This is a genomic window from Kiloniella laminariae DSM 19542, from assembly GCF_000374005.1.
GTDB lineage: Bacteria > Pseudomonadota > Alphaproteobacteria > Kiloniellales > Kiloniellaceae > Kiloniella > Kiloniella laminariae.
This window is the reverse complement of the sequence record NZ_KB893169.1, coordinates 73,187-96,994: the sequence shown is the minus strand read 5'-3', so window position 1 is coordinate 96,994 and position 23,808 is coordinate 73,187. Positions and strand designations below refer to the sequence as shown.

Annotated in this window: 29 protein-coding genes and 1 tRNA gene; 27 read left to right on the top strand and 3 right to left on the bottom strand. The window is 52.8% G+C overall.

Annotated features, from left to right (window positions below; translation table 11 throughout):
- Position 1 precedes the first annotated feature (1 nt).
- The 19 genes from B152_RS0119390 (at position 2) to B152_RS0119305 (ending at position 11,815) form a co-directional block, all read left to right on the top strand.
- Positions 2 to 1,249, top strand: a complete 1,248-nt coding sequence (locus B152_RS0119390) for a DNA circularization protein (protein WP_020594110.1) — start codon at positions 2 to 4, stop codon at positions 1,247 to 1,249.
- Entirely contained in the window at positions 1,246 to 2,397 is a 1,152-nt protein-coding gene (locus B152_RS0119385; protein WP_020594109.1) for a phage baseplate assembly protein, read from the top strand. The genes B152_RS0119390 and B152_RS0119385 overlap by 4 nt, the downstream gene beginning before the upstream one ends.
- Positions 2,398 to 3,057 carry a phage baseplate assembly protein domain-containing protein gene (locus B152_RS25625; protein ID WP_020594108.1) on the top strand — a complete coding sequence of 220 codons (660 nt, stop codon included), beginning with the start codon at positions 2,398 to 2,400 and terminating at the stop codon, positions 3,055 to 3,057.
- Positions 3,057 to 3,551 carry a phage GP46 family protein gene (locus tag B152_RS24440; protein WP_020594107.1) on the top strand — a complete coding sequence of 165 codons (495 nt, stop codon included), beginning with the start codon at positions 3,057 to 3,059 and terminating at the stop codon, positions 3,549 to 3,551. Before B152_RS25625 ends, B152_RS24440 begins: the two co-directional genes overlap by 1 nt.
- On the top strand, positions 3,551 to 4,681 hold the full coding sequence (locus B152_RS0119370; protein ID WP_020594106.1) for a baseplate J/gp47 family protein: 1,131 nt from the start codon (positions 3,551 to 3,553) through the stop codon (positions 4,679 to 4,681). Before B152_RS24440 ends, B152_RS0119370 begins: the two co-directional genes overlap by 1 nt.
- Positions 4,674 to 5,285 (top strand): putative phage tail protein, encoded by a 612-nt coding sequence (locus B152_RS0119365; protein ID WP_020594105.1) that lies wholly within the window; start codon positions 4,674 to 4,676, stop codon positions 5,283 to 5,285. The genes B152_RS0119370 and B152_RS0119365 overlap by 8 nt, the downstream gene beginning before the upstream one ends.
- Positions 5,286 to 5,906, top strand: coding sequence for a hypothetical protein (locus tag B152_RS0119360; protein WP_020594104.1), 621 nt, complete (start codon positions 5,286 to 5,288; stop codon positions 5,904 to 5,906).
- Positions 5,896 to 6,621, top strand: coding sequence for a hypothetical protein (locus B152_RS26570; RefSeq protein WP_020594103.1), 726 nt, complete (start codon positions 5,896 to 5,898; stop codon positions 6,619 to 6,621). The genes B152_RS0119360 and B152_RS26570 overlap by 11 nt, the downstream gene beginning before the upstream one ends.
- A 10-nt stretch (positions 6,622 to 6,631) precedes the next feature.
- Positions 6,632 to 7,267, top strand: coding sequence for a DUF4376 domain-containing protein (locus B152_RS0119350; RefSeq protein ID WP_020594102.1), 636 nt, complete (start codon positions 6,632 to 6,634; stop codon positions 7,265 to 7,267).
- Positions 7,268 to 7,347: 80 nt separating this feature from the next.
- Complete coding sequence (locus B152_RS0119345) at positions 7,348 to 7,542, top strand: hypothetical protein (protein ID WP_020594101.1); 195 nt, start codon at positions 7,348 to 7,350, stop codon at positions 7,540 to 7,542.
- On the top strand, positions 7,532 to 7,777 hold the full coding sequence (locus B152_RS26140) for a hypothetical protein (RefSeq protein ID WP_169337441.1): 246 nt from the start codon (positions 7,532 to 7,534) through the stop codon (positions 7,775 to 7,777). Before B152_RS0119345 ends, B152_RS26140 begins: the two co-directional genes overlap by 11 nt.
- Positions 7,743 to 8,267, top strand: coding sequence for a transglycosylase SLT domain-containing protein (locus B152_RS24425; protein WP_211212251.1), 525 nt, complete (start codon positions 7,743 to 7,745; stop codon positions 8,265 to 8,267). The genes B152_RS26140 and B152_RS24425 overlap by 35 nt, the downstream gene beginning before the upstream one ends.
- Positions 8,267 to 8,707 carry a hypothetical protein gene (locus tag B152_RS0119335; RefSeq protein WP_020594098.1) on the top strand — a complete coding sequence of 147 codons (441 nt, stop codon included), beginning with the start codon at positions 8,267 to 8,269 and terminating at the stop codon, positions 8,705 to 8,707. The genes B152_RS24425 and B152_RS0119335 overlap by 1 nt, the downstream gene beginning before the upstream one ends.
- Positions 8,691 to 8,885: a hypothetical protein gene (locus B152_RS26080; protein WP_020594097.1), complete on the top strand. Its 195-nt coding sequence runs from the start codon at positions 8,691 to 8,693 to the stop codon at positions 8,883 to 8,885. Before B152_RS0119335 ends, B152_RS26080 begins: the two co-directional genes overlap by 17 nt.
- Complete coding sequence (locus B152_RS25615) at positions 8,872 to 9,300, top strand: DUF1353 domain-containing protein (protein WP_020594096.1); 429 nt, start codon at positions 8,872 to 8,874, stop codon at positions 9,298 to 9,300. Before B152_RS26080 ends, B152_RS25615 begins: the two co-directional genes overlap by 14 nt.
- 11 nt (positions 9,301 to 9,311) lie before the next feature.
- Positions 9,312 to 9,662 (top strand): hypothetical protein, encoded by a 351-nt coding sequence (locus B152_RS0119320; protein WP_020594095.1) that lies wholly within the window; start codon positions 9,312 to 9,314, stop codon positions 9,660 to 9,662.
- Entirely contained in the window at positions 9,655 to 10,839 is a 1,185-nt protein-coding gene (locus B152_RS24415; protein ID WP_020594094.1) for a collagen-like protein, read from the top strand. Before B152_RS0119320 ends, B152_RS24415 begins: the two co-directional genes overlap by 8 nt.
- Before the next feature lie 2 nt (positions 10,840 to 10,841).
- Positions 10,842 to 11,204: a hypothetical protein gene (locus B152_RS0119310; protein WP_020594093.1), complete on the top strand. Its 363-nt coding sequence runs from the start codon at positions 10,842 to 10,844 to the stop codon at positions 11,202 to 11,204.
- Positions 11,201 to 11,815 carry a hypothetical protein gene (locus B152_RS0119305; RefSeq protein ID WP_020594092.1) on the top strand — a complete coding sequence of 205 codons (615 nt, stop codon included), beginning with the start codon at positions 11,201 to 11,203 and terminating at the stop codon, positions 11,813 to 11,815. Before B152_RS0119310 ends, B152_RS0119305 begins: the two co-directional genes overlap by 4 nt.
- Here B152_RS0119305 and B152_RS24410 read toward each other — a convergent pair.
- Positions 11,802 to 12,962 carry a tetratricopeptide repeat protein gene (locus B152_RS24410; RefSeq protein WP_020594091.1) on the bottom strand — a complete coding sequence of 387 codons (1,161 nt, stop codon included), beginning with the start codon at positions 12,960 to 12,962 and terminating at the stop codon, positions 11,802 to 11,804. The genes B152_RS0119305 and B152_RS24410 overlap by 14 nt on opposite strands.
- A gap of 572 nt (positions 12,963 to 13,534) precedes the next feature.
- Positions 13,535 to 13,608: transfer RNA gene (locus B152_RS0119290), tRNA-Gln, on the bottom strand.
- Between the two features lie 316 nt (positions 13,609 to 13,924).
- Here B152_RS0119290 and B152_RS0119285 point away from each other — a divergent pair.
- The 6 genes from B152_RS0119285 (at position 13,925) to guaA (ending at position 21,754) form a co-directional block, all read left to right on the top strand.
- Complete coding sequence (locus B152_RS0119285) at positions 13,925 to 14,956, top strand: Ppx/GppA phosphatase family protein (RefSeq protein ID WP_020594089.1); 1,032 nt, start codon at positions 13,925 to 13,927, stop codon at positions 14,954 to 14,956.
- 128 nt (positions 14,957 to 15,084) lie between these two features.
- Positions 15,085 to 15,798: an RlmE family RNA methyltransferase gene (locus tag B152_RS0119280; RefSeq protein ID WP_026261719.1), complete on the top strand. Its 714-nt coding sequence runs from the start codon at positions 15,085 to 15,087 to the stop codon at positions 15,796 to 15,798.
- Between the two features lie 281 nt (positions 15,799 to 16,079).
- The gene (gene guaB, locus B152_RS0119270) at positions 16,080 to 17,543 is read left to right on the top strand and encodes an IMP dehydrogenase (RefSeq protein ID WP_020594086.1); all 1,464 of its coding nucleotides are present in this window, start codon (positions 16,080 to 16,082) and stop codon (positions 17,541 to 17,543) included.
- 188 nt (positions 17,544 to 17,731) lie between these two features.
- The gene (locus B152_RS0119265; protein WP_020594085.1) at positions 17,732 to 19,033 is read left to right on the top strand and encodes an RsmB/NOP family class I SAM-dependent RNA methyltransferase; all 1,302 of its coding nucleotides are present in this window, start codon (positions 17,732 to 17,734) and stop codon (positions 19,031 to 19,033) included.
- Positions 19,034 to 19,176: 143 nt separating this feature from the next.
- Positions 19,177 to 20,001, top strand: coding sequence for a TSUP family transporter (locus B152_RS0119260; RefSeq protein ID WP_020594084.1), 825 nt, complete (start codon positions 19,177 to 19,179; stop codon positions 19,999 to 20,001).
- Between the two features lie 199 nt (positions 20,002 to 20,200).
- Complete coding sequence (gene guaA, locus B152_RS0119255; RefSeq protein WP_020594083.1) at positions 20,201 to 21,754, top strand: glutamine-hydrolyzing GMP synthase; 1,554 nt, start codon at positions 20,201 to 20,203, stop codon at positions 21,752 to 21,754.
- 73 nt (positions 21,755 to 21,827) lie between these two features.
- On the opposite strand, the gene B152_RS0119250 is transcribed toward guaA, so the two are convergent.
- The gene (locus B152_RS0119250; RefSeq protein ID WP_026261717.1) at positions 21,828 to 22,706 is read right to left on the bottom strand and encodes a LysR substrate-binding domain-containing protein; all 879 of its coding nucleotides are present in this window, start codon (positions 22,704 to 22,706) and stop codon (positions 21,828 to 21,830) included.
- A gap of 122 nt (positions 22,707 to 22,828) precedes the next feature.
- Between B152_RS0119250 and B152_RS0119245 the strand changes: the two genes are divergently transcribed.
- On the top strand, positions 22,829 to 23,533 hold the full coding sequence (locus B152_RS0119245; RefSeq protein WP_020594081.1) for an SDR family oxidoreductase: 705 nt from the start codon (positions 22,829 to 22,831) through the stop codon (positions 23,531 to 23,533).
- A complete protein-coding gene (locus B152_RS0119240; RefSeq protein ID WP_020594080.1) occupies positions 23,523 to 23,774 on the top strand; it encodes a DUF6552 family protein in 252 nt (83 codons plus the stop codon). Before B152_RS0119245 ends, B152_RS0119240 begins: the two co-directional genes overlap by 11 nt.
- Positions 23,775 to 23,808 lie beyond the last annotated feature (34 nt).

The window sequence follows — 23,808 nt, the reverse complement described above, 5'->3', positions numbered from 1 at the left end:
TATGTCCTGGGAAGAGCGTTTACAGCCTGCGTCATGGCGTGGGGTGCCTTTTGGTGTGCTCAAGCGTACGCTTTCTGGTGGTCGCCGAGGGGAGACGCACCAGTTCGCAGATCGTGAGGAGCCTCAGGGGCAGGATCTGGGGCGTAAATTCGAGATTTTTGATGTCCAGGCTTATGTTGTCGGTGATGATTATGACCAGGACCGCGACCGTCTTATTCAAGCGCTTAGAAAGCCGGGTTTCGGGATTTACGTTGATCCTTATGGAGGCTCTTGGAAGGTTGTCGCGCGGTCCTGGACCTTGGTTGAAGGGGCAGATGCCGGGGGTGTCGCTCATTTTGCGATCAATTTTGATGAGAGTGGTGAAGATCTTTATCCCTTCGCGGATGCTTCTGGCGGCAGGTCGGTTGATGATGCGGCGGGGAAACTCGTGGCTTCTTCAATTGAGGCTTTTTCTCAACGGTTTTCCCTTAAGGGGGTTCCTAATTATGTCGAGCTTTCTGCTCAGGAAATGGTCGGTGATTTTTCTGATGTCCTGATTGGTTTGAGAGAGGTTATGCCTGTCGTTGAGCAGCCTGTTTATGAAGGATTAACCGCCGGGTTTGTGGAGAGTGATTTCCCGGATCGGGTCGATGCCTTGTCAGACGTATTTGTGATCGCCAGGCCGTCAGATCTGGCCGGACGGGTTGCGGCCTTGATAGGAGATCTGGGTGTTCCTGAAGATCCGGTTCAGGCTGCGCAGTCATATGAGGGATTTGTTGCCCTTTCCGGGTTTGGGGATCTTGTCCCGGCTGGTGCCGGACTGGCACCGTCACGACGGGTTGAGCAGGGTAATCGAAGCGCTTTTGTTTCATTGGTGCGGCAGGTATCTGTTGCGAACGCCGTTCGTTGTGCGGCCCGAATGAAGCTGGATAGCTATGACCAGGCGCAATCTGTTCGCAAGCTTCTGGCGGATAATCTGTCCCAGATTATGAACGAGGCGGGGTCTCCGGTGAATGGAGAGCCTTTTGATGATGCCGGATTTACAGTTCTTTCCTCTGTCAGGACGGCGATGCTGGGGAATATCACTGAGCGGGCCGGGCGGTTGGCCCGGATTACAGGTGTACGGCTTCCCGCGCAGCGACCGGCTGTCGCTTTGGCGTATGAACTGTACGGCGATGCTGATCGGACGGATGAGGTGATTTCAAGGAATGGTTTGGGGGACCCGTTATTTTGTCCTTCTGGCCGGGCTCTGGAGGTTCTTGAGCGATGAGTGATGTGGTCTGGTCTTCTGTAATCGATCCGAGCAGTGGCCGGGAGGTCCGTGATGATATTTCCCTGGAGATCGATGGCCAACGGTTTCGGGGGTGGAAACGGGTGCGTATTACGCGGGGAATTGACCAGCTTGCGTCAGCCTTTTCGGTCTTTATCGGTCGCAAGGTTCCTGATGGCGGTGACCTGTCCTATCCGGTCGGGGCTTCTGTTGTTGTCCGGATCGGCGATGATGTTGTTTTAACCGGCTGGATCGAAGAGGTTTCTCCTGCGGCTGGTTATCAGGAGGATGGTGTTGATCTTGTCGGCAGGTCCCGCGCGGGTGATTTGGTTGACTGTTCTGCGATTAACGCGCCGGGGCAGTGGAGCGAGGTTCTGATCGAAGACATTATTCGAGACCTTTGTGCGCCTTTTGGGATCAGGGTGTTTTCTCCTGCTGAAGGAACTGGCGAGAAGATAGATAACTTTGAAATTGAAAAGGGCGAAACCGTTTATGAATGTATCGAAAGGTTGTGCCGCCTGCGCTCGCTTCTGGCGCGCGACACGCCGGGGGGAGATATCCGCCTTGCCCGCGTTGGCAAGCGCCGCGCTCAAGGCACGTTACAGCGTGTCAGTGACCCGGAACGGCGAGGAAGAAACAACATCCAGGCAGGTCGGGGGAAGTTTGGAACAGGCGGTCGGTTCTCGGAGCTCCGCGTTTCCGGCCAGCAATCTGGAGATGATCAGGTCTATGGGGAAGAGGCTGCGCAATCCTTCGCGGTGATTTCTGATAAAGCGGTGGGGCGTTACAGGCCTAAGTTGATGCTGGCGGATGGGGCGGCAACGTCCGATGATTGTCGAAAAATTGGAAATTGGGAAGCTTCCCGCGCAGCGGGTAGGGCTCAGGAGGCCTCTTTCAAGGTCATAGGTTGGCGGCAATCGCCCTATGGCGCGCTCTGGGATGTTGATCTGCTGATTCCGGTTGAAGATCATTATCTCAGTTCCGGGCGGTTTGAGATGCTGGGTTCGTCCTTGTCTTTTGTGGCTGACGGCGAAAGTCGTTATAGCGAGATATCTCTACAACCCGCTGAAAGTTTTGATCCAAAGCCCGTATCAGGTGCAGAAACTCTTAATATGTGGCGAGACGTAAAGCCCCTGAAGCGAGGTTAAATGTCAATTCAAACCGTTATTAATCGGCTCCGGCGGCGGGTCTCGAACATGGTGCTTCGCGGCACAGTTCTTGCCGTCAATACGGCCTTGCGGAGACAGGAATTGCAACTGTCTGTGAGGGCTGATGAGGTTAAAGAGGGGCTGGAGTACTTTCAGTCCTACGGCTTTGCTGCAAAGCCCGTTACAGTGGGGGCGGGGGGCAAGGGGGCTGAGGGGATTATTCTTGAGGTCGATCCAGATCACCGGGTGGTTGTCGTGGTTGGTGATCGACGTTTTGAGTTGCGCGGAGGTGCCTTGAAATCTGGGGACGCCGCGATCTATTCAGATCTTGATGATCCGGTCGCGGAAGCTTCGGGGGCATTGCATCGGCTCCAGCTTACCCGTTCTGGTGGGCTGCGCTTGATGGTCGGTCGAGCCGATGTTCTTGATCTACGGTGCGGCACATCATCGATCTGGATGGATGGCGAAAAGATCCGTTTTGAAGCGGATGAAATTGAAACCCATGCCCGGAAACGCATTCATTGGGATGTCCTCGGTTATGGTGAGGACTGGGCATGTGATGGATCTGCCTGGTGGGTCGATGTCTGGAAAACCGGAAATGTTGTTCCCGGTGTAAATGAAAATATATCGCCGCCTGAGCATGATCATGAGGAAATCTGATGACGGAATTAACTGTTTATCTCGCCAGTAAATCAAGCCTGATTGATATATCGTCGCAGCTTTCGGATGGAGCTGCGGATCTGCAAACCTCTGAATACGGGTCAATACAGGAGGCCGTTGATCTGGTGCTTTGCTCTCTTTTTACCTGGAGACGCGCTGAGGAGGGCGACCGGCTTCCGGATGGGGCTGGTTCTAAAAATGGTGTCTGGATGGACAGCTATCTTTCAAAGCCGGGGAGAAAATTCGGGTCACGGCTTTGGCTTCTCAGCCGGGAGATCATAACAGAAGATCTGGTTGTGCGGGCCAGGGGGTATGTAGAGGAAGCTTTAAAGTGGCTGGNGGNGGATGGGNATTTTCTCAGCTTCGATGTCAGGGCCTGGAGAGCCCTTGAAGAAGGTATCTACAGGATACGTGTGGAAGTAAGTGCGGTTCTCAAAAACGGGAGCCGTTTTTCTTACGAGGTTCCGGTTTCTGAAGCGATTGAGGTGGGTTAATGGGAAAAATTACAGGATTTTCGCGAAAATCCTATCCGGAAATCGTCAGCCGGGTTAAGGGGGATTTAATCGGCTCTGTGCCAGGTGCGGATAGCCTTGCTGAGCTGGGGGGGATGTCGGGCATAGCCCAGCTGATTGCCCGAAGTGAGCATGATCTGGGCGCTCACCTGGCATACATTGCCCGCCACGCCATGCCTTTGTTTGCTGAGGGTGTCGGGCTTGATGACTGGGGGGCGCTTTTTCTTATTCCGAGGCTAGAGGCGACCCGTGCGAGCGGTGTGGTGAGTTTCCCTGCTGAAGCCGGCTCCGTCATAGGGGTTGATGTAACCCTGAGATCTGATTCGGGGGTACTGTACAAACCTCTGTCAGCCGGGGCGGAGGCGGGTGGATATATTCAGCTTTCAGTCCGGGCGATTGAGCCCGGCAAGGCCGGAAATCTGGTCTCGGGCCGTAAGGTGCGATTGATTTCGCCTGTTGCTGGTGTCGAGAGTTCTGGTGAGGTCATCACGGGCGGTCTTGTTGGTGGTGCTGACCGGGAACTTGATGGCGGGGCTGGTGTTTATGAGCATTACCGGGCGCGTGTTATGGCCCGGATACAGCGCCCGCCGGCTGGGGGGAATGCTTTTGATTACGAGAGGTGGGCGCGGGAGGTGGCGGGGGTAACGGATGCCTGGGCGGTACCGGAAGCCTATGGGGCTGGATCTGTTCAAATAATATTTGTAATGGATGAGGTTCGGGCCGAATTTGCAGGTGTGCCTCAGGGGGATCCGGGTCCGGTTTACAGTGGTGATCTTAAATCTGTTTATGATTACGTGATGGGTGGTGCTGCCCGAAACCGTGCACCGGTTGGGGCGCGGGTCTTTATTGATGTTCCGGTTTTACAGCCGATTGATGTGGAGATAGCTGGGCTGGAGCCTGCATCTTTAGAGGTCAAGACGGCGATTGAGGCTGAGCTTAAGGATCTGATGCAGCGAAACAGGACGCCAGGCAAGTTGATCTCCTTTTCCTGGATTGACGAAGCCGTATCGGTCGCGACCGGGGAAAGGCGTCACAAGATAACGTCGCCGGTTGATGATATCCAGCTTGGTCCGGTTGTCCTGCCGTCATTGGGGGTGATTACCTATGTCTGAAGTGGTGGTTGATCGGGAGGCTGTGCTGGCGGGCCTTGAGGGGTATCTTCCTCCGGGCCCTTTTTGGGACAGCTATCGTGAGCGGGGTGCGGGCGGGTCGCGGCTGGTGATGCAGCCCCTTGCTACCAGTCATGTCAGGATCCGGCAGCGGGCGGCTGATCTGCTGGTCGATGTGGTACCGCATCAAACTGTTGAAATGTTGTCTTCCAGAGAAGAGGAAGCGGGGCTTCCTGACGAATGTACAGGGGGCTTTGAAACTTTTCAGCAGCGCCGAGATGCCGTTGTCTCAAAGTGGCGGGCGGAGGGGCGGCTTGATCCGGCGTATTTAGTTGAGCGGGCGGCGGTTGCTGGTTTCACGATTTCCATTAATGAACCAAAACCGATGATGACCGGATGGTCTGGTGTCGGATGTGATCATGTCGGGCCGTACTTTTTTCAGTTTCACGTCACGATTCACGATATCGAGGTTTTCAGGTGGCAGGTCGGGTGCTCGGAAGTCGGGGAGCCGATGTGTGTTTTGCCTGATCTCTCGGTTTTGCGTTGTTTGATTGATCGGGAGAAACCCGCTCACATGACGCCGATATATTTTATTGAGGAGAATTAGATGCATCGTATAGACGGGGGGACGGCGGTTGAGGTGTTGCCTGTTGCGGCTCCGGATGGCCCAAAGGTTGGGGGGTTTTTCCGGAATTGTGGCGTTGATGGCGGCGGTAATCCAATTTCCGGGACGATCCCGGATCAGGATTTTTTCAATGGTCTCCAGGAGACAATTGCCCATGCTATCGAAACGGCTGGCTTGGCGTTGGAAAAGGGTAATTACAGCCTATTGACGCAAGCTATACAGGCTCTTTCGGCGTCCGGTGCCTATGATATCCCTGTTAATGCTGGTTTCGGTGCAGATTATACGGCTGAGGATCTTTCGATTGCCGTTGTCAGCACGATGGTTCTCTCGAGAAACATTGTTGTAACCGGCATTGTTGCAAAACTTGACACTGCGCCAACAGGGTCGGGGGTGGTCTTTGATATTAAGGCGGATGGGGTCAGTGTTTTTGATGCATTGCCTTCTTTTGCTGCTGATACGGGCAATTTTGACCCTGGAACTGTAAAGCCCGCTCTTACGTTGGTTGCGGGAGCAATTTTGAGCTTTGAGGTGACGGCGGTCGGGGTGACGACGCCAGGCAAGGGGCTCCGGTTGGGGCTGAAGGGGAGGACCAATGCTCTATAAGCTTGTTGGCAATGTCTTTATGCCTGAGGTTCTGATTACAATTGATGGCTACAACGTCGATCTGTCCCAGATTGCCCGCGACAATGGTTGGAGCGGTTCGGGCGACTTTAAGATGCGCGTTATCGTCATGCCGGGGGTGGTAATAGGCAGTGCTTCGACGGGGGCTTTTGCACTTCATACTGGGGATCTTCCGGCTACAAGTGAGCTGACGTTGATAAATAATGGCACTATTGCTGGCTGTGGTGGTAGTGGCGGTGGCGCTCTGGTTAATGGGGCTGTCGGTGGTCCAGGGTTATCTGTTGGTTGTCTTCTTGAGTTTGATAATACCAACGGGATTGTCGGCGGCGGTGGTGGCGGTGGCGGTGGCGGTGGTCATTCCAATACGCGCTCTAACGGCGGCGGTGGTGGTGGCGGTGCTGGAAGGAATGGCGGGGAGGGTGCTTGGTCCCCTCAAAACGCCAATAAGGCTCAGAACGGTACGCTCTTTGTTGGTGGTGCTGGTGGGTTTCCTGACAGCGGAACGACTAAGCGAAACGATGGTGGGGCTGGCGGAGATCTTGGGTTGCCGGGTGCTATCGGGCTTTGGCTGGATACTGCTGGCGTGTCACCAAACCAACCACCAGGCGCAGGCGGTGCAGCTGGCACTGCAATCGATGGGGTTTCAAAAATCACTTTTATAAATCGCGGCGATATCCGTGGAGCAGAAATAAATTAAGGAACTTGTTATGGCGAAGAAACCTTTTATACCTTTTCTTTATGTCGTTAAGGGCGAGGATGGTAAATTCATTGAAAAGTACCATGGCCTGGACCTGAGTCTTGACCAACTGCCCAGGGATGAGGGTGGCAATCTGTTGATGTGGCCATTAGAGACAAATTCAGAAACGCCAGAGGGCTTCAGTGCTGACTTGCACAGCTTGGTTAAGGTTTACACTGAGTATCCGGAAAAGGTGGTCAGAACTATCGCGCTCGAAGATCGTCCTGATGGGGTGGTTCGAGGGGGTCTTGTTGAAAAAGTGTCTATTTTGGCAGAGCGATTGATTGAAGAGGGTGTTTACATTCCAAACCTGTCATCGAATTTTCGCTGTGACGAGAAGTCAATTGCCCGTTTGAGTGGGCTTTTAAGGGGATTGGAGGGGGAAGAGGCGGTTGGTTCTGTCGAGCCCTTCAGATTTACAACCAAGGCCGGGGCAGTTGTAGAGGTGACGGGGTCGGCGGTTATCTTGCCCCTTTTTGAGGCGGCGAATGCTCATATCAGGAATATTCTCTCGCGTTCAACTGCCCTTGTGACGGCGATTAATGCTATGGATCACGCTCAATTGTGGGCGGTTGATATAGAAGATCCGGTTCACTGGTCTGATTAGGTGTAGTTCTCTCATTTAAATCGAGTGTTTCGAGCTGCTTTCGGGCGGCTTTTTTTCTGCCTAATCGCTGGGGGTGGGGCGTGGATAAAATATTTGTAGATGGTCCGGTTGTGGCTGGTGGGGTGGTCGTGGCTGTGGTTGCTGATGGTCGTTTTCAGGGGTGGACGGAGGTGGTTGTTCCCTCGTTTATCCTCTGGGGGTCGGCGGCTGTAGTTGTTGGGCGTCTTGCTGTTGTTTTCTGGGATTTATATCGAAAGGTTAAGAATGATGGGTGAATTAGACGGGTTTATGGGGTTGAGCGAGTACGGGGCGCTTACTCTGCTTCTGAAGGTGGGTTTGATGTTTGTCCTGCCTGCCTTGGCTTCGGTTATCCAGTTTATCGGGCTGCGCCTTCGCGGTGTCAATTTCAAGGAGGTGTTTTACTGTGCGGATCCGAATGCTCAGCTTGCTTTCATCGGTATTTATATTTTCTCTGTTGTCCTCCTCATGGGCTGCGTCGCTCTATACTGATAAGTACGATAAGCAGATTGCATTTGCGGTATCAGCTCACTGGCCGGATTACCCTTATCCGGAAGCCTGGAAGGCTCAGCTCTATCAGGAGAGCCTTCTGGAGCCTTTGGCCCGGTCTCCGGTCGGGGCAGAAGGTTTGGCCCAGTTCATGCCTGGGACCTGGGCGCAAATTTCAAAAGAACTGGGTTATGGTCTGATTTCTCCTCGCCTGGCGGATCCGGCGATCAATGCGGGGGCTTATTATATGAAAAAGCTTCGGCGAAGCTGGATTTCGAAGCGGCCTGAAGAGGACCGACACAAGCTTGCTCAGGCGAGCTATAACGCAGGTTTGGGGAATATCATTAAGGCGCAACGGTTATGCGGCGGGGTGTTGCTCTATCTCGAGATTGTCGCCTGTCTCTCTCAGGTTACAGGTAAGCATTCGCGGGAGACGATTACCTATGTTGAGCGGATTGAGATCTGGCGGGCAAAGCTGAAAGGGGGGCGCTGATGGCTTTTTTTCTTTCTTTGATATCGGGTCGTTTTCTGAAAATCGGGATTGCAGTTGTCGCAATCCTTTTTTTTGCCGGGTTGATCTGGTGGTGGCGGGGTCATTTTTCCGAATTTGAGCGGCTCAAGGCGCGGGAAGTTCATTTGTCTGAACATCTGCGGGCGGAAGTCGCTCGTTCTCAACAGAACCAGCTTGCTTATAAACGGCAGGAGGCGGCGCTCAGGGCGGCGATTTCTTCTGTAGATCGCCAATTAACCAATGAGAAGCGATGGGGGGATCAGGCGCGTGGGCAGCTTATCAAATTGCAGGGAGTGTCCCCAGATCAAGACGGGGATCTTGCTCCTGTTCTCAGGGATCCTCCCTGGTTGTTCAGCCCTGCCGGAAATCTTGACAGTTCCGGAAGTGGTGGAGATCCGGCAGGAGGTGCCGGCAAGCCTTAAAAGCTGTCCGGATCTTCCGCCGTGGCCAAGTGGTGCGGCAACTCAGAAAGATGTTGCTGTCTGGGTGGTTGAGGCTCGGCTTTCCCACGGTGTTTGTCGGGCACGGTTGTGTGAACTGGTGGCGTTGATTGATGATGCGGCAACTTCTTGTGAGGGTGGTTATAATGTGGCGGATTAAAGAGGGGTCTCTTGAACGTGCCTTTGAAGTGCGACCTGAAGGTGTGGCGCTGTTAACCTGGATTTCGGCCATAAACAAAAAGCGGCCATTTTCACTGCCCTATTCTCTTGAATATAGGGGGCCTGCCAGCACTGTTTTTATGGTGCCGCTCGGGTTTCAGTTTGATGGCTCTTCAGCGCCCCGTTTTCTCTGGTGGTTGTTACCTCCTGCGGATCACAAGATTTTTCCTGCCGCTCTCGCGCATGATTTTCTCTATGAGGCGGGAATTTTATCTCGTGCGATGGCGGATCTGATTTTTAGAGACATCATGTTCGAGAATGACGTTCCTTCATGGAAGGCTGAGGCGGCTTACAGGGTTGTGCGTCAGTTCGGGCGGTCAAGATTTAATGCGTCAAATGGTGCAAACCCGGATTAAGGGGTGAGGTAATGAAGTTGCAGAGGATCGATTTAACGGTTCGGCGCGGGGCGGGGCTCAATGAGCCTCTTTTCTTTTTCAAGGAGGATGAGATCACGGCTTTATCCCTTGTCGGGGCGTTTGTCGTGATCAGGGTGTTCGACGGGGAAAAGAATCTATTGCTGAAGCAATCGAGCGCGGATGGGTCTCTTGAGCTTGATCGTGATCTGGGTGTGGCTTTTTTCAAGCTTACGGATGAGCAGGTTGATGGGCTGCCAGAAGGAAAATTGTTCTGGCATCTGGATATGTCTTTTGATGAGGATCTGCTGTTGCCGGTGGCAGACAGTACCTTAACGGTGACCTGGGGTGGTGGTGATGTCTAGTATTGTTATTCGTTCCGGAAATCCGGTCACAAAAGTACGTGCGCCTGGTTCGGTGTTGCCTGTGGTCGGGATGCCTGGCCTCAAAGGTGATACTGGCGATCAGGGACCGCAGGGCCTTAAGGGCGACACTGGTGATCAGGGACCGCAGGGCATCAAAGGCGACACTGGCGATCAGGGACCGCAGGGCCTTAAGGGCGACACTGGTGATCAAGGACCGCAGGGCCTTAAAGGTGACACTGGTGATCAGGGACCTCAAGGCCTCAAAGGTGATACTGGTGATCAGGGACCGCAAGGCCTCAAAGGCGATACTGGTGATCAGGGACCGCAGGGCATCAAAGGCGACACTGGTGATCAGGGACCACAGGGCATCAAAGGCGACACTGGTGATCAGGGACCGCAGGGCATCAAAGGTGACACTGGTGATCAGGGACCGCAGGGCATCAAAGGTGACACTGGTGATCAGGGACCTCAAGGCCTCAAAGGTGATGCTGGCGAACAGGGACCTCAAGGCCTCAAAGGTGATGCTGGCGAACAGGGACCGCAGGGCCTCAAAGGTGATACTGGTGATCAGGGACCTCAAGGCCTCAAAGGCGATACTGGTGATCAGGGACCGCAGGGCATCAAAGGCGACACTGGTGATCAGGGACCACAGGGCCTAAAAGGTGATGCGGGGGACCAGGGGCCGCAAGGCCTAAAAGGTGATACCGGGGACCAAGGACCGCAGGGCCTAAAAGGTGATACCGGGAGCCAGGGGCCGCAGGGCCTAAAAGGTGATACGGGGGACCAGGGGCCGCAGGGCCTAAAAGGTGATGCGGGGGACCAGGGGCCGCAAGGTGCTCATGGGGTGTCTGGTGAAACCATGGATCAGGCTGTAATTACAAACCCGGGAACTTTTGGGGTTATTTCTATAAATTATAATGTAGGACGAGCACACCTTATAAACGCAACGGCGGAAATCACCTCTATATCAGTATCAAGCTGGCCTTCTTCTGGAACACAATCAAAACTTACGGTCTATGTGAGTATGTCCTCAGTAATTCAGGTTAATTTCTCTTTTGTTACGGGTTGGGCGTTAGGTTCCGCTCCGGTTCTTGCGGTGGGCCTTAATGAGCTGGTTTTTACAACAATTGATGGTGGTTCCAAGGTTATTGGTCATGCCGTGGCTTTGGGGATTTGAATATGACGCCACTGGAATCAGCTCAAGCTCTTAAGTCAGTTTTGACGAATAATGTGGTGTTTGCCTTGGGTGAATATGATGTCACGATAAACAACCCTCGCGTTGTGACAAACTCAGGCGTTTACTTCACGGCAGATTTAATTGTCGAGCGAGGAGGAGTAATTATTTTTAATGAGGATGCTAGGATCGTCAATCCGCCGATGCTAGTGCCTGATGAAAATGGTGAAGTTATTTTTGGTGGTCAGTTAGAGTTTGATCCAATATCAGGGGTCGAAATTTTAATTCCAGTATCTAGATACCGCTTTGATCCTTTTGCAGCATTGAAGTTAATTATACTGGATACTATTAAAGGGCTTTCAAAATGACCGTTACCGTTATCTATGCTGAGATGGATAAATATATTTCTTCCGGGGCTTATGTGGCTGGTCAGTCAGCAGAGGGGACTGGGTATGGGATTTTTTCGTATGCTTCTTCTTCAACTATCTCAGCTGGTGCTCGTTTTAATGGGGCTAGTTACTCGTGTGACCAAGCCTTTTTGAGATTTGATACCTCATCTATTGGATATGATGTTACGGATGTTTTGCTGTCGATTTTTGGGCATTCAGATTCATCTGTGGTAGATGCTGATTTGGTTGTCAGGGCTGTTGTTTGGGATGGGGGGCCGGGGCCGTCTGATTTTGTTAAGGGTAGTGATCTCTCTTCTTTAGTGAAGGTAGCTAATCTGAACACGGCTTCTTATCTTGATTCATATTTTTCGTTCGATTCAACAGATAATTTTAAGGATGCAATAGTTGGTGGTGGCTTTACTTCTCTTATGATTCATTATGCAAATCAAGAGTATGGGCTGGGCGCAACGGCATCGGAGTACATCAATTTTAAGTCAAAAAGAAATATTGGATCTTCCCAGGACCCTAAACTTATTATCACCCATGAGCTCCCGGCGCCGCCTGTCGTAACTGCGGCTATATTGCTTTAGGGGACATCCTCGACAATTGATTGATGACTTCATTGATGACTGGTGTCCAGTTGCCTCTTCGAGATTGTCGGAAAAGTTTCATTGATGGATACCATGGGCTATCATTTCGATTAAGTAGCCAACGCCAATCAGGAGTTTTGGGCAATAGTATCCATGTAGGAACGTTTAATGCCCCGGCGAGATGGGCAATAGAAGTGTCTACTGTAACCACCAAGTCAAGGTTGCTAATTAGTCCAGCTGTATCTGCAAAATCTTTAATGTCGTTTGTTAAGTCGAAGGTGGTGTTTAATTTATATTTTGTGGGACTTATTTGTAGGTTGTAAAATGCAATGTTTGGGGTTCTGGTTAAGTGCTCAAACAGTTTTGAATTTATCGACCGATTGGCATCGTTAGTGTGTTTGGGGTTTCCTTGGTAAGCAAGTCCAACTCGTAATAGATCTTTAGGGCCTATACGTTTAGCCCATTGGGATTTAATTTCTTTTGGGGGATGAAGGTATGGTGAGGTATTGGGTATTGTTTCTAGGGTTGTGTTAAAAATTGCAGGTAAATCAATTACAGAAGTGTGAAAGTCGATTGTGGGCGTTTCTTCTTCTGAGTGGATTGTTTTATCAGCAATGTCTTGAGTTTTGTATAGGCGATAAAGGTTTTTATGAGTTTCCAATATAACTATTGCGCCGGATGTCTTTAATAAATTTGCGTACCTTGAAAATTGAATAAAGTCACCAAAACCTTGCTCTGGGTGAATGAGTATTGTTTTGTTCTTTAGATTTTGCCCCTGCCAAACCCGGGAGTGATAAAGTTTTGAGGTTCTGGGGGGCTTGTTCAATTCTTTCCTTGAGTGGTGCAGCGCCCAACCTGCTTGATAGTCTCCTGTCAAGAGGTAGAGGAGGCTAGTGTTCCACCTGATATCAGCGTTATCTGGGGCGATCTTTAAAGCTATTATATAGCTTTCAAGTGCCTCGTTGATTTTTCCTAGGACACGATAGCTGTTGCCTCTATTGTAGTACGCTAGGGCGTTCTCTGGATTTGTCTCAATAGCTTTGCCGAAAAACTCTATTGCTTCTTCATGGCAATTTAATGCTGAGGATAGCACGCCTTTTTTGTAAGGTGAGGTGTTGTTTGTGAAGGAGAGTTGGCTTTTGTTCATGCTTATTGCTTGGTCATGTTTTTTATTAAAAATATAGATAGTGACACTGATAAAGTGGCGCGGGGTTGAATGTTAAATCCGAAGTCTAAATAAATCTATAGTTGTCTGTAGCGAGTTCCTACTGAATCGAATTTGTCTTGCCACAACTTTATTTTGTTCTCATGTCATTCGCGCGATCATTACCCAAGCTCCAGACAAGAATCCGATCCGTGTCATCCTGCACAATCAGGGGGGGCAGGGCTGTGCTGTGTCAGTCGTTCCAGCATCACTCGGATCCTGATTATGCGGTGCATCGCGCATACAGGATGTTGGCAGATTATATCGCTGCTGGTCACGAGGCTGGGCTTGTCACGGTCAGGGGCAGGGGAGCGATGTTGAATATTTATCAGAATTTTGGGGATTTAGATCCGACTACTGAAGGGGCTTTTGATAGCTTGGAACTAGGTGAAATGTGAGGAGTAAAATTGGATTTTGTGTACCGTTTTGTGTACCGTTTTGGGTCAAAAATCGAGCTAAAATATTAAATTAATTTTATAAGCTGTTGATTTTATTGAGTTTGTGCAGGTGGTTTTTGGATCCGGGACCAGGATTCGAACCTGGACTGAAGGAGTCAGAGTCCTTAGTTCTACCGTTAAACTATCCCGGATCAGGATACAGTGTTTTCCGTGGGCCAGAAACTTGATGGCCTCAACAGCTGTAACGGCGGTGCGGGGCCTGATATAGTCCGTTCAAAATGATCTGACAACACCTTTTTACATCTTTATGGCAATTTTTTCCAGTCTGGCAGCCCAGAGGTGCTTTCGGCGCATCTCATGGTCATGTTTGTTCCACTTTTCGATGCTTCTGTGTGAATAGGGTGTTGATCTTCCCCCGTTGCACTACGTATGTAAAGAGGGCTGGATTATTGTCTTCGGAAAGAATCAGGAGCAAGAACCACGAGCGAGAAACAGGAGCAGTGTTCTTTGACGGTTACGACACAGTCGCGCAAGCGGTCCCTTTCCGGGCGGGGCAGCAGGCGGGCAGACGATCACATCTATGCCGCGATTGATCTGGGGACAAACAATTGTCGCCTGCTGGTCGCCCGGCGTAACCGCAAGAGCTTTCGTGTGCTTGATACCTTCTCGCGTATTGTTCGGTTGGGCGAGGGGCTGGGACAAAGCGGGCTTTTGTCTGACGCGGCCATGAACCGGACGATTTCGGCTTTGTCGATCTGTGCGACCAAACTCCAGCGCCGGGGGGTGACACGTTTGCGCTGTGTTGCAACCGAAGCCTGCCGCCGGGCAACCAATCGGAACATTTTTGTTGAACGAGTGGCGGCAGAAACCGGGTTGCAGCTCGAGATCATTGATCACAGTGAAGAGGCAAATCTGGGAATTCTCGGCTGTGCGCCCTTGCTCAATCCTGAAATTCCGGAAGCCCTGATCTTTGATATCGGCGGGGGTAGTACCGAAGTGAGCTGGATTCGCCTTCCCGAAGCTTCGGCTGGCAGTAACGGCCCGGAGCCGGTAATGCAGGACTGGTTCTCGGTGCCCAAGGGGGTCGTCAGTCTGGCGGAAAAATATGGTGGCAGGGATATTCCACAGAACGTCTATCGCCAGATGGTCGGGGAAATCCAGGACGATTTCCTGGCCTTTGAAGAAAAACACGGTTTTGCCGGACGGATTGCTGAAGGCAAGCTGCAGATGCTTGGAACCTCTGGTACCGTGACAACACTGGTCGGTGTTTATAAAAAACTGCCACGTTATGATCGCAACCGGGTTGATGGTACTTTGATGAACCGGACCACTGCGGTCGGGCTTTGTCACAAAATCGCGGCCATGAGTTATGATCAGCGGGTGGCAAATCCCTGCATTGGGGACCAGCGTGCGGATCTGGTGGTGGCGGGTTGCGCCATTTTTGAGGCCCTGGCCCGGCTCTGGCCTGTGCCACAGCTTCGGGTGGCCGACCGGGGGCTGCGCGAAGGAATTCTTTACAAACTGATGAATGGTGGATAGTTCCGGCGTAAGCGGCTATTCTGTCACGATGATCAGAAACTGTGCATCTGGCAATTTTTCGATGCTGTGAAAGATCACAGGTGAATGATTGCAGACTGCGGGTTTGCGATATTTGGGAAAACAAACACATGACGACTTCAGGCAAATCAAACAAGGGTGGCTCTCGCCCCGGCAGCAATCCCTCGGGGCGCGGTGGTCTGAAGGTGCGGGTGAAGACGGCCCGCGGGCGTTCCAATTCCTCAGCCCGCTGGCTGCAGCGTCAGCTTAATGATCCTTACGTGCAGGAAGCCAAGAAACGCGGCTATCGGGGTCGGGCCGCTTTCAAAATCGCACAGATTGATGACAAGTTCAATTTGCTGAAAAAGAATTCCCGTATTGTCGATCTGGGCTGCGCTCCCGGTGGCTGGTGTCAGATCGCGGTTGAACGCTGTGGCCCCGGTGCCCGGATTGTCGGCTTTGATCTGCAGGAAGTAGAACCCATCGCCGGGGTGATCCTGCTGCAGGGTGACTTTATGGAAGACGATGCCCCAGCCCGTCTCAAGGAAGCGCTGAACGGCCCGGCTGATCTGGTTCTTTCCGACATGGCTGCGGCAGCTTCGGGGCATCCGCAAACTGATCACCTGAAAATCATGGGGCTGGTTGAAACCGCACTGATGTTTGCTGACGAAGTCCTGGTGCCCGGCGGATCGTTTGTTGCCAAGGTATTGCAGGGCGGTGCCCAGAGTGAATTGCTCAAGCTGGTCAAAACCAAGTTCAAGTCCGTCAAACATTTCAAGCCGGATTCAAGCCGCAAGGATTCATCCGAGATGTTTATGGTGGCAACAGGTTTCAAGGAAAACTAGGCTTTCTCCCGCCTGCTCTTTGACGAGGGCTCCCGTCTTTGATCAGAGGCCCGGTCTTAAAATCAGGAACAGGAAAGTCCTTCACCGCTTGGGGACAGGCTGATAATTTCTGCGCCGTATTTTATTGAAAAAGCCCTGCTTTAAACTCTTGGCTTTGGCTTTGTTCTGTGTATGATGCAGCGTCAATCGGATTTGGCCATTTTTGAATGGCAACCCACTTGTGAAACCGCGGTTTTCTGTCTTGGAAACCACCGTTTCTCCGCGATCAGGGAAAGATTGACATGCACATTCGCGAAGCTCTCACATTTGATGACGTTCTGCTGTTACCCGCAGAATCCTCCGTTCTCCCTGCCCAGGCAAATACCCGGACCAGACTGACCGCGTCGCTGGAACTGAACATTCCCTTGCTGTCATCTGCCATGGACACCGTGACTGAAAGCCGCCTTGCCATTGCCATGGCCCAGTTTGGTGGCATCGGGGTGATTCACAAGAACCTCTCGATCGAGGAACAGGCCAGCGAAGTGCGCAAGGTCAAGAAGTTTGAATCCGGTATGGTTGCCGATCCACTGACCTTCCCGCCCAGCGCAACGCTGGCTGATGTGCGCCGCGTCCAGGACACAGCCGGATTTTCCTGCTTCCCTGTCGTTGAGGAAAAAACTGGCAAGCTGGTCGGGATCATCACCAACCGCGACATGCGTTTTGCCGAAAACCCGGACCAGCCGATCAGTGAACTGATGACCCATGAAAATCTGGTCACCGTGAAAGAAGGCATCACGGGCGAGGAAGCCAAGCGACTGCTGCACCAGCACCGGATCGAAAAACTGCTTGTGGTGGATGACAACTATCGCTGTATCGGTCTGATCACGGTTAAGGATATCGACAAGGCCGCAACTCATCCGACAGCCTGTAAAGATGAACAGGGGCGCCTGCGTGCCGCAGCTGCTACAGGTGTGGGTGATGAAGGTTTCCAGCGTGCGGAAGCTCTGATTGATGCGGGTGTGGACCTGTTGGTGATCGATACGGCGCACGGGCATTCCCGTGGTGTGATTGCCGCAGTTGAACAGATCAAGAAAAGCTATCCTCTGGCCCAGGTCGTGGCCGGGAATATTGCTACGGGTGAAGCTGCCCGGGCATTGATCGGGGCCGGAGCGGATGCGGTCAAGGTCGGGATCGGCCCAGGATCAATCTGCACCACACGTATCGTTGCAGGTGTCGGGGTTCCACAGCTTACAGCGATCATCGATGCCGTTGAAGTTGCAGAGAAAAACAATATCGGTGTGATTGCCGATGGCGGGATCAAACACTCCGGTGATGTTGCCAAGGCCATCGCAGCAGGTGCCCGCGCGGCAATGGTTGGCTCACTTCTTGGTGGGACTGACGAAAGCCCGGGCGAAGTCTTTCTCTATCAGGGACGCTCCTATAAATCCTACCGCGGAATGGGTTCTCTGGGGGCTATGGCCCGCGGCTCGGCCGATCGTTATTTCCAGGCGGATGTCACCGACAACCTGAAGCTGGTTCCCGAAGGTGTTGAAGGGCGCGTTCCTTACAAAGGTCCGGCTCATGCCATCGTTCACCAGCTGGTCGGCGGCCTCAAGGCCTCCATGGGTTATACTGGCTCTGCCACCATTGATGCCATGCGCACGGGCTGTACCTTCTGCCGCATCACCAATGCGGGCCTGCGCGAAAGTCATGTTCACGATGTGACCATTACCCGCGAAGCCCCGAACTATCGCGGCGATATGTAATCAGGCCCACTGGTAACCTGATCTGGTATGAAAAGGGTGCTTCTGTCAGTTGGAAGCGCCCTTTTTCTTTGTTCATCGCTGCTGAACTGAAAAGGATCTCCTGTTGTCGCCCGTCGCTCTTCTTGCTAAGGGATAGAGGCAAGGGGACAGAAGTGATCCCTCCACAAAAAACAAAGCCCGGACCGATCATGAGACCAGCTGCGCGCATTCAGACCACCATCGAACTTCTGGCCGAGGTTCTGGAAAGTTCTTTGCCCATGGACCGGGTGGTCACAAACTACCTGCGGGCACGACGCTTTATCGGCTCTGGCGACCGCCGCGATATCAACGCCCGGGTCTATGGTGTTATTCGCGCCCTGTGCCGTCTGGACTGGTGGACGCTTCAGGCCGGTCTGGAGGGAGACAGCCGGTCACAGGTTTTTGCCTACTGTCTGCTGAGTGAAGGACTGAAGGTTTCGGATCTGGACGCCTTTTGCGATGGAGGACAGCACAGTCCGGAACCTCTGAGCTCTTTTGAAGGCGAGGCACTGGCAACATTGGAAGGCTTTGGCCTTGATCATCCTGACATGCCCCCGGCAGTTCTGGGAGAATTGCCGGATTGGCTCTTCAGCCTGTTTGAACAGCAATATGGTGCGGAGCAGGCCCGGATTGAAGTCGCAGGTCTGAAGGGGGAAGCTTCGATTGATCTGCGGATCAACAGCCTGCGCAGCAAACGGGATGAAGTTCTGGAACAGCTTGTATCCGATGGTATCGCGTGCGAGAAAACCAGCCATTCTCCCTGGGGCCTGCGGGTCGAGGGACGGACAACCCTGGGCAACAGCCGAGCCTATCGTGAAGGACTGGTCGAGGTTCAGGATGAAGGCTCTCAGATGATTGCCCTGCTCTGTGATGCCAGACCGGGCATGTCGGTGATTGATCTCTGTGCCGGGGCAGGAGGAAAGACCCTGGCGCTGGCCGCCTCAATGGATAACGACGGCGATCTTGTCGCCATGGATGTGGACCCCAAACGCCTGCAACGCGCTGAACCGCGTGTCAGTAAAGCCGGGGTGGAAATCGTCCGCTATGCCCGTCTCGACAAGGCGACACTGCGCGGGTTTGCGGCGCTGGGCTTTGACCGGGTTCTGGTCGATGCCCCCTGTTCCGGCAGCGGCACCTGGCGCCGTCAGCCCGATGCCCGGTTGCATCTGACCCGTGAACGCCTCGATCACTATCGCAGCCTCCAGCTCTCGGTGCTTGACCAGGCCGCGCCCTGTGTGAAACCGGGGGGGCGTCTGATCTATGCAACCTGTTCCCTTCTTGATGAAGAAAACAGCCTGCAGATCGCTGCTTTTCTCAAAAAACATCCCGATTTCAGCCAACTGGACGCCAGGCAGATCTGGCAGTCTATCGGCGGGAAAAGCTGCCCGTTTGACGGACCTGCCATGCAGCTAACCCCGGCACAACATGGGCTGGATGGTTTCTTCTGCACGGTGTTGGAAAAAAAATCCTGAGAAAAGCTGTACTGCTGGCTGATAAAATTGTTGGCAGACAATATAATTACTGCAATTCGTTACGGTGCTTGCTAAGGAAATAGACTTGAAAAACAGTCGGGCCGCTGTTCATGCTGGCCTGTAACCGAAGCAGGCCTCCCCAAATGATGGATTTTCTCACCCCTGAATTGATTGCGCTGATGTTTGCTGCCGGGGTGCTCGCCGGTTTTGTTGATGCAATCGCCGGGGGCGGGGGCCTGATTACTCTGCCAATTCTTCTGAGCGTCGGCCTGTCCCCGGTTCAGGCCATTGCTACCAACAAACTTCAGGGATCTTTTGGCACCTTTGCGGCGACGGTCAACTTTGTGCGCAAGGGACATCTGGATATACGGGACTGGATTTTTCCGATTGTCATGACCTTTATCGGCGCCGCCTCGGGTGTTCTGGTCTTGCGTTCGGTTGACAACACCTTTTTGGTCAATGCGATCCCTTTCCTGCTGATTGCTGTAGCTCTGTATTTTTTGTTCCAGCGCAAGCTCGGTGAGGAAGATCGCCATCAGCGGATCAACCGCAGTGTCTTTGCTTTGATTTTTGGTGCCGGGATCGGGTTCTATGATGGTTTTTTTGGTCCGGGGGCCGGATCTTTCTATACCCTGGCCTTTGTTTCTCTGCTTGGGTTTAATATGATCCGAGCCACCGCACATACCAAGATGCTGAACTTTACCAGCAACTTTGCCTCCCTGTTATTCTTCATTCTGGGGGACAGCCTGATCTGGTCGGTTGGCCTTGTTATGGCGGCAGGTCAGATTTTTGGGGGGTATCTTGGGTCGAACATGACCATGCGGCACGGGACCAAAATTGTTCGTCCTCTGCTGGTGATCGTTTCGATTCTCATGACGGTTAAACTGATTCATGCCAATCCTGACCATATTCTCAGACAGCTGTTTGATGCGGCGGTGCTTTCGTTTTCCACAGTCTTTTTTTCGTAATCTCTCTGCCAGCCTATAAGCAGGAAAGAGAAGACGTCCGAAGTCTGGAAAATTTTGTAAAAAGTCAGGAAAAGGCGCGGGACTTGCCGTTTCAGCCTTTGACATTTGCCGTCTATTCCGGCAGGTAAGGGCATGAAACTGAACTCGCCTGACAGACCAGATGCTCTGCAGGCCTATCTATGGAGCAGACGTACCCTCCATGACTGATCGTATTCTCATAATCGATTTCGGGTCACAGGTTACCCAGCTGATCGCACGTCGGGTGCGTGAAAGCGGGGTTTATTCTGAAATTCATCCCTTTAACGCCATCACAGATGCCTTCCTTGAGGACTTCGCGCCCAAGGGCATTATCCTGTCCGGCGGACCGGCTTCGGTGACCTGGGCGGATGCTCCGGCGGCACCAGCCAGGGTCTTCGAGATGGGCGTGCCCATTCTGGGAATTTGTTATGGTCAGCAGACCATGATGGCCCAGCTTGGTGGCTCGGTCGAAACGTCCGATCATCAGGAATTTGGCCGTGCCTATGTCGAGATCAAGGAAGACTGTGCGCTCTTCCATGGTGTCTGGGGTGTCGGCACCAAAGAACAGGTCTGGATGAGCCACGGCGACCGGGTGGGGAAACTTGCCCCGGGCTTCCGCGTTGTCGCGACCTCCGAAGGCGCGCCCTTCGCCGCTGTCGCCAACGACGACAAGAAATTCTATGCGGTACAGTTCCACCCTGAAGTGGTGCATACTCCCCATGGGGCACAGTTGCTGAAAAACTTTACCCACGGTGTTGCGGGCTGTACTGGCGACTGGACCATGGCCGCTTTCAAGGATCAGGAAATCGCCAAAATCCGCGAACAGGTTGGTGATGGCCGGGTTCTCTGTGGTCTTTCTGGCGGCGTTGACAGCTCGGTTGTTGCCGTGCTGCTGAACGAAGCCATTGGCGAACAGCTGACCTGTGTTTTTGTCGATACCGGCTTTATGCGCATGGGCGAGGCCGAACAGGTCGTGACCCTGTTCCGGGATCACTACAACATCAAGCTGATCCACGTCGATGCCGCAGATCAGTTCTTTGCCGCTCTGGGCGACGAGTTCGACCCGGAAACCAAACGCAAGACCATCGGTCGTCTCTTTATCGAAATCTTTGAAGCCGAAGCCAAGAAAATCGGCGGGGCTGATTTCCTGGCGCAAGGTACGCTTTATCCGGATGTGATCGAGTCCGTTTCTTTCACTGGTGGTCCAAGTGTGACGATCAAGTCGCACCACAACGTTGGTGGCCTGCCTGAGCGCATGAACATGAAGCTGGTCGAGCCTCTGCGTGAACTCTTCAAAGACGAAGTGCGCAACCTGGGCCGCGAGCTTGGTTTGCCCGATACTTTTGTCGACCGCCACCCTTTCCCGGGACCCGGTCTGGCCATTCGTATCCCCGGTCAGCCGCTGACTAAAGAAAAGTGTGACATCCTGCGCAAGGCCGATGCGATCTACCTCGAAGAGATCCGCAATGCCGGTCTTTATGATGCGATCTGGCAGGCCTTTGCAGTGCTCTTGCCAGTCCGTACCGTCGGGGTCATGGGCGATGCCCGGACCTATGATTTTGTCTGCGCCCTGCGCGCGGTGACATCCACCGACGGTATGACCGCTGACTATTATCACTTCGACCATGAATTCCTCGGTCGGGTTTCCAACCGCATCATCAACGAAGTCCGCGGCATCAACCGCGTCGTTTATGACTGCACCTCGAAACCACCCGGGACGATCGAGTGGGAATAAGGGCCACGGCTACTTCATTCTGTTAAACAAAGCCCGCCATTCCGGCGGGCTTTGTTGTTTCAGTGGTACATTATTATTCCGCTGATGCCTGTTTTACTTCCTGTACAATCCAGTCGGTGATTTTTTGTTGTGCCGGGCTGGGGCGGCGTTCCTTGAGACTGACAAGATAATATCCGGGTTGCTGTTCTTGGCAGTCCCGCCACAGCTCGACCAGCTTGCCCATATGAACATCCTGTTCGATCAACAACCGGGGAACCAAGGCGATCCCCTGTCCGTTGATCGCTGCGTCCATTGCCAGGGCTGTCTGGTTAAACTGCACTTTTCGATAGGTTGCTTTAACTCCTGTCTTCTCCCAGAGCTTGTCCCACTGGTTGTGGCTGTCCTGTATCAGCCGATGGGCTGTGAAATCTTCAAGCTGTTCGATCGGGGGTAGCCCATTGGCATAACTTGGGCTGCAGACAGCGCAGAGTTCTATCGGTGCCAGAAAAATAGCGTCAAGTTCCTGGGGAATGGGGGAAGAGGTCAGGCGTATTGCAAGATCCACAGCGTCTGAGCGAAAATTGGCCAACCCTTCGCTGGCGTCGGTTTGCACTTCAATATCGGGGTGTGTTTCCTCAAATGCACCCAGGCGTGGAACCAGCCATTTTGCTGCAAACGAGGGCGTCATGCTCAGCTTCACCAGGTTGTTTTCAGGGCGAAGTTTCTGGGTGGCATCATCAAGCAGGATCATGGCCTGGCGGACAGGCCGATGGTAGCCCTCTCCTGCAGGAGTGAGCTCCAGCCCCCGCGCTTTACGATTGAACAGTTTCAGGCCGAGGTCACTTTCAAGACGCCGGATCTGTTGAGCAACAGCGCCCTGTGTCAAGTTCAGCTCTTCTGCAGCAAGGCGGAAATTCAGATGTCTGGCGGCAGCATCGAACATTCTTAATGAATTTAAATTTGGCGTACGCAAGGTTTGATTTCCTGTCAGCCAGTAGAATATCTACAGCCTTGCGCGATGAAGCATGATTAGTCAAGAGAGGAAGGCAGGTCCATATTATTATTAACAAGGACATTCAAGATGGAGATCTGAAGATGCGAACCAACAAAGTAGCAATCATCACCGCAGGTGGCAGTGGTATGGGGGCAGATGCCGCCAGACGTTTGGCTGCAGATGGATATTCTGTTGCGATCCTCTCCTCTTCAGGCAAAGGCGAACAACTGGGGGAAGAGCTGGGTGGTATTGGAGTTACCGGCTCAAATCGTTCAGCAACTGACTTGCAGAAGCTGATCGACCTGACGATGGAACGCTGGGGGCAAGTGGATGTGTTGGTCAACTCTGCAGCACATGGTCCCAAGGGACCAATTCTTGATATCAGTGATGAGGACTGGCATGAGGGGATGGAAGTCTATTTGATGAATGTCATCAGGCCAGCCCGTATTCTTGCTCCGATCATGGCTGCACAGGGGGGCGGAACAATCATCAATATATCGACCTTCGCAACCTTTGAACCAGACCCTCTGTTCCCGACATCCGGGGTGTTTCGTGCCGCCTTGGCCAGTTTTACCAAGCTGTTTTCGGATAAATATGCAGCAGACAATGTTCGGATGAACAATATTCTTCCCGGCTTTATTGATAGCCTGCCGGAAACGGAAGATCGCCGGGCCCGTATCCCCATGGGACGCTATGGTCGTGCAGGGGAGGTGTCAGCCCTGATTGCCTACCTCGCGTCCGAAGAAGCAGCATACATGACAGGGCAAAACCTGCGTATTGATGGAGGATTAACCCGTGCAGTCTGATATTCTTTCACGCCCGCTTGTTAAAGAAGACATTGCCTTCTTCCTGAAATGGGGGGCATCCATCATCCAGATTTTTGGCTATTCCGCGACTGCCTTTGGCTTTACCCCCTGGAATATCTATCTTTTCATTGTCGGGCTTTTTGGATGGTTCGCCGTTGGTGTTCTTTGGAATGATAGGGCGATCATGTTGATTCATATCGTAGCATTTGCGGCAATGGTTGTCGGTTTCCTCAGTACCTGACGGTAAAACCAGGGTTTCGGATTTTCAGGTTTTT

Bases quoted from the DNA above. Each gene is read 5' to 3' on its own strand.
- B152_RS0119390 (WP_020594110.1), top strand. From the start codon at position 2: ATGTCCTGGGAAGAGCGTTTACAGCCTGCGTCATGGCGTGGGGTGCCT.
- B152_RS0119385 (WP_020594109.1), top strand. From the start codon at position 1,246: ATGAGTGATGTGGTCTGGTCTTCTGTAATCGATCCGAGCAGTGGCCGG.
- B152_RS25625 (WP_020594108.1), top strand. From the start codon at position 2,398: ATGTCAATTCAAACCGTTATTAATCGGCTCCGGCGGCGGGTCTCGAAC.
- B152_RS0119370 (WP_020594106.1), top strand. From the start codon at position 3,551: ATGGGAAAAATTACAGGATTTTCGCGAAAATCCTATCCGGAAATCGTC.
- B152_RS0119365 (WP_020594105.1), top strand. From the start codon at position 4,674: ATGTCTGAAGTGGTGGTTGATCGGGAGGCTGTGCTGGCGGGCCTTGAG.
- B152_RS0119360 (WP_020594104.1), top strand. From the start codon at position 5,286: ATGCATCGTATAGACGGGGGGACGGCGGTTGAGGTGTTGCCTGTTGCG.
- B152_RS26570 (WP_020594103.1), top strand. From the start codon at position 5,896: ATGCTCTATAAGCTTGTTGGCAATGTCTTTATGCCTGAGGTTCTGATT.
- B152_RS0119350 (WP_020594102.1), top strand. From the start codon at position 6,632: ATGGCGAAGAAACCTTTTATACCTTTTCTTTATGTCGTTAAGGGCGAG.
- B152_RS26140 (WP_169337441.1), top strand. From the start codon at position 7,532: ATGATGGGTGAATTAGACGGGTTTATGGGGTTGAGCGAGTACGGGGCG.
- B152_RS0119335 (WP_020594098.1), top strand. From the start codon at position 8,267: ATGGCTTTTTTTCTTTCTTTGATATCGGGTCGTTTTCTGAAAATCGGG.
- B152_RS25615 (WP_020594096.1), top strand. From the start codon at position 8,872: ATGTGGCGGATTAAAGAGGGGTCTCTTGAACGTGCCTTTGAAGTGCGA.
- B152_RS0119320 (WP_020594095.1), top strand. From the start codon at position 9,312: ATGAAGTTGCAGAGGATCGATTTAACGGTTCGGCGCGGGGCGGGGCTC.
- B152_RS24415 (WP_020594094.1), top strand. From the start codon at position 9,655: ATGTCTAGTATTGTTATTCGTTCCGGAAATCCGGTCACAAAAGTACGT.
- B152_RS0119310 (WP_020594093.1), top strand. From the start codon at position 10,842: ATGACGCCACTGGAATCAGCTCAAGCTCTTAAGTCAGTTTTGACGAAT.
- B152_RS0119305 (WP_020594092.1), top strand. From the start codon at position 11,201: ATGACCGTTACCGTTATCTATGCTGAGATGGATAAATATATTTCTTCC.
- B152_RS24410 (WP_020594091.1), bottom strand. From the start codon at position 12,962: ATGAACAAAAGCCAACTCTCCTTCACAAACAACACCTCACCTTACAAA.
- B152_RS0119280 (WP_026261719.1), top strand. From the start codon at position 15,085: ATGACGACTTCAGGCAAATCAAACAAGGGTGGCTCTCGCCCCGGCAGC.
- guaB (WP_020594086.1), top strand. From the start codon at position 16,080: ATGCACATTCGCGAAGCTCTCACATTTGATGACGTTCTGCTGTTACCC.
- B152_RS0119265 (WP_020594085.1), top strand. From the start codon at position 17,732: ATGAGACCAGCTGCGCGCATTCAGACCACCATCGAACTTCTGGCCGAG.
- B152_RS0119260 (WP_020594084.1), top strand. From the start codon at position 19,177: ATGATGGATTTTCTCACCCCTGAATTGATTGCGCTGATGTTTGCTGCC.
- guaA (WP_020594083.1), top strand. From the start codon at position 20,201: ATGACTGATCGTATTCTCATAATCGATTTCGGGTCACAGGTTACCCAG.
- B152_RS0119245 (WP_020594081.1), top strand. From the start codon at position 22,829: ATGCGAACCAACAAAGTAGCAATCATCACCGCAGGTGGCAGTGGTATG.